This is a genomic window from Pseudanabaena sp. UWO311, from assembly GCF_006937785.1.
GTDB lineage: Bacteria > Cyanobacteriota > Cyanobacteriia > Pseudanabaenales > Pseudanabaenaceae > Pseudanabaena.
Genome location: NZ_SJEE01000036.1, coordinates 48,201 through 55,531 on the forward strand (window position 1 = coordinate 48,201; position 7,331 = coordinate 55,531).

Below are 7,331 nucleotides of genomic sequence, written 5' to 3' on the forward strand. Positions count from 1 at the left end.
ATGGGTTTGTTGCGATGTATGGCTTAAAAGCAATTGTCATCGGTGCAGGTATTGGTGGGCTTACTACAGGAATTGCCTTGCGACAAGCTGGTTATGAAGTAGAAATTTATGATCGGGTGCGCGATTTGCGTCCGATCGGCTCAGGAATCTCGCTCTGGTCAAATGGAGTAAAAGTCCTCAATCGTCTTGGTCTCAGCCAAAAGTTAGCTGCGATCGGTGGAGAGATGCATTACATGGAGTATCGCCATCTTTCGGGGAATGTTCTTAATCATATTTCATTGCAACCATTAGTTGAAGAAGTTGGGCAGCGTCCTTACCCTGTCGCAAGGCGGGATTTACAAAATGTGCTTTTAGATGCCTTTGTTTCTGCGGGTGGCAAGCTAACACTTGCGGCTAAGTGCATCGGTATTGTGGAAGGCTTTCGTGATGTCACGGCAAAATTTGAGGATGGCAGCACAGCCACGGGCGATCTATTAGTAGCCGCAGATGGTGTGCGTTCTCTCTTGCGTCAGTATATTCTCAACGAATCCGTAGAACCTAAATACGCTGGCTATGTTAACTGGAATGGGCTAGTTCCGATTACTACAGATCTTGCCGCAGCAGATACTTGGTCGATTTATGTGGGAGAACATAAACGCGCTTCGATGATGCCCTTAGCAGGCGATCGCTTCTATTTCTTCTTCGATGTGCCATTACCACTGGGCACTGTTAACGATTGCGCTAATTACAAAAGCGAATTGAAGCAACATTTCCAAGGCTGGGCAGAGCCAGTGCAGTTACTAATCGATCGCATCGAGCCTGAATCTGTAGCTCGTCTAGAAATTCATGATGTCGGTCCCATTGAAAAGATGGTCAAAGGCAGAGTAGCTTTGCTCGGTGATGCTGCCCATGCCACTTGTCCTGATCTTGGTCAAGGTGGATGTCAAGCGATCGAAGATGGCTGGGTGTTAACCAACTATTTGATATCCACGAATTTAAGCGTTCCCGACGCACTCCGACGCTACGAAACTGAGCGCAAAGTCCGCACCACTGAAGTTGTCAACAAAGCGAGAAATCGTGCCGAAACAATTCATGGGAAAGATCCTGAAATCACCCAAAAATGGTACGACCAACTCTCTCAAGAAGATCCCTTGGATGTAACTAAAGCGATCGCTAAAATTATTAATGGAGGGCCATTACATTGAGTTATCCGATTACAAAGCTCAACCAGATGAGCCAATCAGAATTTATAGAAGCCATTGGTTCTATCTTTGAACACACGCCAGAAATAGCCGCCGAAGCATGGCGATCTCAGCCTTTTGCCGATGTTCAGAATTTACATCAAGTGATGGCTGCGATCGTTTTGAAAATGAGCGATGATGCCCAATTAAAGCTAATCTGCGCCCACCCCGATCTTGGCAGTAAGTTCAAAATGGCAGAAGCTTCATTACAGGAGCAATCTACCGTCGGACTCGATCAACTCTCTACCACAGAATACGATCGCTTCCAATATCTTAATCAAGCCTATAAAGACAAGTTCGCATTTCCTTTCATTATCGCTGTTCGTAACCACACCAAAGATAGTATCCTCAAAGCTTTTGAGCAAAGGCTACTAAACAATCTGGAAGTTGAAAAAAAACAAGCGATCGCTGAAATTATCGAAATTGCTAGATGGCGGTTGGTTTTGGCAACTAGCAGCTAGTGAATTACGAATTAGGAATTACGAATTACCCAATCACCAATTACCAATTACCAATCACCAATTACCAATTACCAATCACCAATTACCAATATTCAACTATGACATACCCAAGAGACATGATTGGCTACGGGAGATTCATTCCCGATGCAAAATGGAAAGATAATGCTCGTGTTGCTGTCCAGTTTGTAATTAATTACGAAGAAGGCGGTGAAACATGTATTCTGCATGGTGACGGTGCATCTGAGACTTTCCTGTCAGAAATTGTGGGTGCAGTTCCCTTTAATGGACTGCGACATATGAATATGGAATCTTGTTACGAATATGGAAGTCGTGCAGGTTTTTGGCGCTTATATCGCATGTTTTGCGATCGCAATATTCCCGTAACTATCTATGGTATTGCTATGGCTCTTGCCCGCAATCCTGAAGCCGTAGCAGCCATGCTCGAAGCGGATTGGGAAATTGCTAGTCATGGTTATCGTTGGATTGATTACAAATATTTTTCGCCTGAACAAGAGCGAGAGCATTTGCAAAAGGCGATCGCGATACATACGCAGGTTACTGGCGAACGTCCCCTTGGTTGGTATACGGGGCGGACTAGCGAGCATACAAGACGTTTAGTGGTAGAAGAAGGTGGATTTCTTTATGATTCCGATAGCTATGCCGATGACCTTCCCTATTGGAATTATGAATATGGTAAGCCACATCTGATTATTCCCTATACCCTTGACAATAACGATATGCGTTTTGCTACTCCTCAAGGCTTTAATTCAGGCGATCAGTTTTTTGCTTATTTGCGTGATGCTTTTGATGTTCTCTACGCCGAGGGAGAAACTTCGCCAAAAATGATGAGTATCGGCTTACATTGCCGTCTCGTCGGGCGACCAGGGAGAGCGGCGGCTTTAGCGAGATTTTTAGACTATGTGCAAAGCCGCGATCGCGTTTGGCTTTGTCGCCGTGTTGATATTGCTCGGCATTGGCATAAGTACCATAAGCCACTCCAAACCTAAATCATGGCTTATATCAATATTGATTGTAGGGGCGGGTTTAGTTGACAATTCCGTACTGAAAGCAGGATGTATCTACAAAACCCGCCCCTACTTTTGGTAATCGTTGCGGTGATATCAGGACAAAACATTATGCTAGGATAGCGAACGCTTTATAAACGTATGTATCCAGCCTATGGAGTTGCTTAGATAAATGCAGAACGAACAACTAATAATCCAACTCATAGCTCAAGAACTTTCTCTTCGTGCCGAACAAATCAAAAATGCTCTAGAACTATTCGCAGAAGGAGCTACGATTCCCTTTGTTGCGCGTTATCGGAAAGAGCGTACTGGCGAAATGAATGAGATCCAATTAAGGGATCTGCAAGATCGTTATGCCTATCTCACAGAATTGCGCGATCGCAAAGCCGTAATTCTCCAAGCGATCGCTGACCAAGGCAAACTAACCGACGCGCTCAGAGCCAAAATCGAAACCTGCACTCAAAAGACCGAACTCGAAGATCTATATTTGCCCTATCGTCCCAAGCGCAGAACTAGAGCTGCGATCGCTAGAGAAAAAGGACTCGAACCATTAGCTGAAGCCATCAAAGCCTTCAACCGTCCGAACATAAACACTGCGTCGTTAGCACCTGAAGCCACGAAATATTTATCAGAGCAAGTAAAGACCGTCGAAGAAGCGATTAAAGGCGCATCAGATATTCTTGCTGAAGAAGTCGCTGACAGCGCCGAATATCGAGCTTACATCAGAGAATACTTGATGCAGTCAGGCTTCTTTGTTTCGCAGATCAAAGCAACCCACACAGTCGGCACAACTAAGTTTGAGATGTACCGCGACTATGAAGCAAAAGTCAAGGCGATCGCGCCCCATAATCTTCTCGCTTTGTTGCGTGGTGAAACTGAAGAAATCCTTACTCTCAATCTCGATTTTGATGAAGATCATGTGCTGACTTACTTAGAGTCGCAACAAATTCGGGCGAAGACTCCAGCAATAAAGCAGTTCTATCAAGATATGCTCAAGGATGCCTTTAACCGCTTGATCAAAGCCTCTGCGATCGCATCTGTCATCACGGAGAAAAAAGCTTGGGCGGATGGGGAATCGATCAAAACCTTTGAAACTAATCTGCGCGATTTGTTATTAGCGGCTCCCGCAGGTATGAAACCGACTCTCGCGATCGATCCAGGGTTCCGCACAGGATGCAAGACTGCGGTAATTAGTGAGACTGGTCAGTTTCTCGAATATCAAACGATTTTTCCACATCAAGCTCTAGCGCAAAGAGAGCAAGCTGCGCGGACTTTGAGAACTTTAATTGAGAAGTATCAAATCCAATTAATTGCGATTGGCAATGGTACGGCGGGAAGAGAAACTGATGCTTTTGTGATGGAAGTTATTCAAGGGTTGAAAATCCCACCAATCAAAGTAATGGTCAATGAGTCGGGGGCTTCGATTTATTCGGCTAGTCCAGTAGCAATCGCTGAGTTTCCCGATTTAGACTTAACAGTGCGTGGTGCTGTCAGCATCGGGCGACGCTTGCAAGATCCTCTTGCGGAACTAGTAAAAATCGATCCAAAATCAATTGGTGTTGGACAATATCAGCATGATGTCGATCAGAAATTATTAAAAAAGAAGCTTGATGAAACCGTAGAGAGTTGCGTGAACTTCGTCGGTGTAGACCTGAACACAGCTTCTAAGGAACTACTCACTTTTGTGTCTGGACTCAGTGCCACTGTTGCCAATAACATCATCACCTATCGCAATCAAAATGGTGCTTTTCGCGATCGCCGTCATTTGTTGAAGGTTCCGAAACTAGGCGCAAAAGCCTTTGAACAAGCGGCGGGATTTTTACGAATTCGTGACGGTGCTAATCCCTTAGACAACACTGCTGTGCATCCCGAAAGCTATAGTGTGGTGGAGGCGATCGCACGTGACCTAAATGTGCCGCTATCGGAAATCTCGCAAGCGGCGGATAAGCTGAAAACGGTAAATCTCAAGAAATATGTAACGGATGCGATCGGTGAGCCAACCTTGCGCGATATTTTGCGAGAGTTAGAAAAGCCAGGACGTGACCCGCGTGCAGAGTTCAAATATGCGACGTTCAGCGATGCGATTCAGAAAATCTCTGATCTGCAAATTGGTATGGAGATAGAAGGAATTATTACCAATGTGGCTAACTTTGGGGCATTTGTGGATATTGGTGTGCATCAAGATGGATTAATCCATATTTCCCAATTAGCCGATCGCTTTGTCAGCGATCCGAAGCAAATCGTTAAGGTCGGTCAGGTGGTAAAGGTGCGCGTTTTGGAGGTGAATGAATCTCTGAAACGGATTAGTCTGTCAATGCGATCGGCATAGTGAAAAAGTAGTGGTACTTTGTAATGAGGTATATCTAGCCGATCGCTTATGATGTTTAAACCCACATTCCGCTCTCAAAAGAAGCGCAAAATAATTAGAATAGGAAAAAAGCAAGGATAGAAACAGGAGGGAGATATCAGAAACGAGATAACAGTGCAAAACCTTGACCATCTAGGAATCGTAGCAGGAATAATCGATGAGATCGGGATAGAGGAGATCATCAACGAAAAACTGGGCAAAAACAGTCGAGAGAAAGTAAGCGCAGGGTTAATCGTCAAAGCAATGCTGATCAACGGATTAGGATTTGTATCCGCCCCGTTGTATATGTTTGAGAAATTCTATCAAGGGATCGCCGTAGAACATTTATTAGGATCAGGAGTAAAAGCAGAGTCCTAAGGGAAAGCAAAAGAAAGATTGATCCTGCAATAATAAGGTAATCATTAAATATCTAGTAAAGCCGCCATGTTGCCAGCCATCGGACTAGAACTGCCAGAGCATATAAAAGATTTATACATAAAAACAGCTAAAAAGCTGAAGGGAACTGACCGCAGACAGTTCATGGCTGAGGTGGTAAAAAGTCTGGGCGTAGGAGGACAAACACTTGCAGAGCGAGAACTAGGTTGGAATCGACGAACAGTGAGAAAGGGAACGAAAGAATAAAATAGTGGTGAAGTGATTGAGGATGGTTACTGGCGCAGTGGACGGAAAAAAGTGGAGGTCAAACTACCCAATTTAATGGCAGATATAAAAGCGATTGTAGAGCCACAAAGCCAGAGTGATCCGAGTTTTCAAAGTACGCGGCTGTATACAAGAATCAGTGCTGCTGAAGTGCGCCGTCAACTAATTCTGACTAAAGGTTACGAAGATGAGGCATTACCCAGTTGTGAAACGATTCGCCATCGATTAAATGACATGGGTTACAGCCTAAAGCGAGTTGCGAAGACGAAACCACAAAAGCGTATTCCCGAAACAGACGCAATTTTCCAAGAGATTGAAAAGATCAACAAAGAAGCTGATGAAGATCCACACACATTAAGAATTTCTATTGATGCCAAGGTTGCCGTGAAAATTGGAGAATTTGACAGAGGCGGTAAAACCCGTGTGACAACAAAGGCTTTAGACCATGACTTTGAATCGGTCATGACACTAACACCTTATGGCATATATGTACCTGAGTTGGATGAATTATGGTTATTCTTTATTTCCTCCAAATTAACAGCAGATTGTATCGTTGACCTAATTGAACAATGGTGGCAGAACCAGACAGCAAGGTTTAGACATATCCGCAAGTTAGTCATAAATCAAGACAATGGACCAGAAAATAATTCTAGCCGTACACAATTCATGAGTCGCTTATTAGACTTTGCTCACCAGTCAAAACTGCATGTTCAATTAGCCTACTATCCCCCCTATCACAGCAAATATAATCCAGTCGAACGCACCTTTGCGTGGCTAGAAAAACATTGGAATGGTAGTTTACTTGACTCACTAGAAACTGTGTTGGAATTTGCCAAGACGCTCACTATCAGAGGGAAAAACCCTGTTGTAACTTTGGTCGATAAGATTTACCATACTGGAGTAAAGCTCACCAAAGCAGCTATGGAAAAAGTGGAAGAACAACTTGAGCGCTTTCCCGATCTCAAAAAGTGGTTTGTCAGTATTTCAGTTAATTTCGACTAGTTGCTAGGATCAATCTTTCTTTTGATTACCCTTAGTGGTGCGTTTGCTCAGGGGCTGACGGTGATGGATGATGGTTCGGTGAACCTCAAGAGTCAGTTGGGTGGTAAAGGACGGGCGATCTTGACTTCTTCGAGCTCGACGCAGTTTTCATTTCAGCCTGATGGAGAGATGTCGATCTATACGCGCTATTTGGTAGAGGGCATTGAGACGGGGGCGGCGGATCGGGATGGAGATCTCAAAATCTCTGTTGATGAGTTGCATGAATATGCGGCGCTGAAGGTGTCGCAAGAGTCGCCAAATATGACTCCTGCGTTTTATCCTGTGGAGCAGGGTGGCAAGATTTATATTGCCAAGGTGGCTCAAGCGAAGGACGATTCGAGACTGGTCTATCGACGCGAGTTAGAGAGTCGGATCGCTGATTGACTGAAAAAAGAGGTAAGAGAAGTAGCGAGAAAGTATACAGAGATTGAATTTAAGTAAAAAAGAGGTGTATGCTGTTTTTTGAAGAAAAAGGAGCATAGGACAAATGACCCAAAACGCCTCACGTATCTATAAAATGAACTAATAAAATTTGGGAGTCAATACAGTGACTGGTCAGATGTGCGTCACTTGAGAG

The 7,331-nt window shown here is 44.3% G+C and carries 5 protein-coding genes and 2 pseudogenes; all 7 read left to right on the plus strand.

Translation table 11 applies throughout. The features are described 5' to 3' along the window. The first annotated feature begins 14 nt into the window (after positions 1–14). The 7 genes and pseudogenes from hpxO (at position 15) to PseudUWO311_RS20620 (ending at position 7,138) form a co-directional block, all read left to right on the plus strand. The gene (gene hpxO / locus PseudUWO311_RS20585; protein WP_142657119.1) at positions 15–1,184 is read left to right on the plus strand and encodes an FAD-dependent urate hydroxylase HpxO; all 1,170 of its coding nucleotides are present in this window, start codon (positions 15–17) and stop codon (positions 1,182–1,184) included. Continuing rightward, positions 1,181–1,681: a 2-oxo-4-hydroxy-4-carboxy-5-ureidoimidazoline decarboxylase gene (gene uraD / locus PseudUWO311_RS20590; protein ID WP_142657114.1), complete on the plus strand. Its 501-nt coding sequence runs from the start codon at positions 1,181–1,183 to the stop codon at positions 1,679–1,681. The genes hpxO and uraD overlap by 4 nt, the downstream gene beginning before the upstream one ends. A 98-nt stretch (positions 1,682–1,779) precedes the next feature. Beyond that, positions 1,780–2,688 carry an allantoinase PuuE gene (puuE, locus tag PseudUWO311_RS20600; RefSeq protein WP_142657120.1) on the plus strand — a complete coding sequence of 303 codons (909 nt, stop codon included), beginning with the start codon at positions 1,780–1,782 and terminating at the stop codon, positions 2,686–2,688. A gap of 190 nt (positions 2,689–2,878) precedes the next feature. Then, on the plus strand, positions 2,879–5,035 hold the full coding sequence (locus tag PseudUWO311_RS20605) for a Tex family protein (protein WP_142657115.1): 2,157 nt from the start codon (positions 2,879–2,881) through the stop codon (positions 5,033–5,035). 135 nt (positions 5,036–5,170) lie between these two features. Then, a pseudogene (locus PseudUWO311_RS20610) lies at positions 5,171–5,425 on the plus strand (DUF4277 domain-containing protein); the annotation flags it as partial. A gap of 72 nt (positions 5,426–5,497) precedes the next feature. Further along, positions 5,498–6,715: pseudogene (locus PseudUWO311_RS20615) on the plus strand (ISAzo13 family transposase). A gap of 21 nt (positions 6,716–6,736) precedes the next feature. Continuing rightward, a complete protein-coding gene (locus PseudUWO311_RS20620; protein ID WP_142657116.1) occupies positions 6,737–7,138 on the plus strand; it encodes a hypothetical protein in 402 nt (133 codons plus the stop codon). The last annotated feature ends 193 nt before the right edge of the window (positions 7,139–7,331 follow it).

What these genes read in the sequence shown, in the direction of transcription:
- hpxO (WP_142657119.1), top strand. Translation starts at nt 15, where the DNA reads ATGTATGGCTTAAAAGCAATTGTCATCGGTGCAGGTATTGGTGGGCTT.
- puuE (WP_142657120.1), top strand. Translation starts at nt 1,780, where the DNA reads ATGACATACCCAAGAGACATGATTGGCTACGGGAGATTCATTCCCGAT.
- PseudUWO311_RS20605 (WP_142657115.1), top strand. Translation starts at nt 2,879, where the DNA reads ATGCAGAACGAACAACTAATAATCCAACTCATAGCTCAAGAACTTTCT.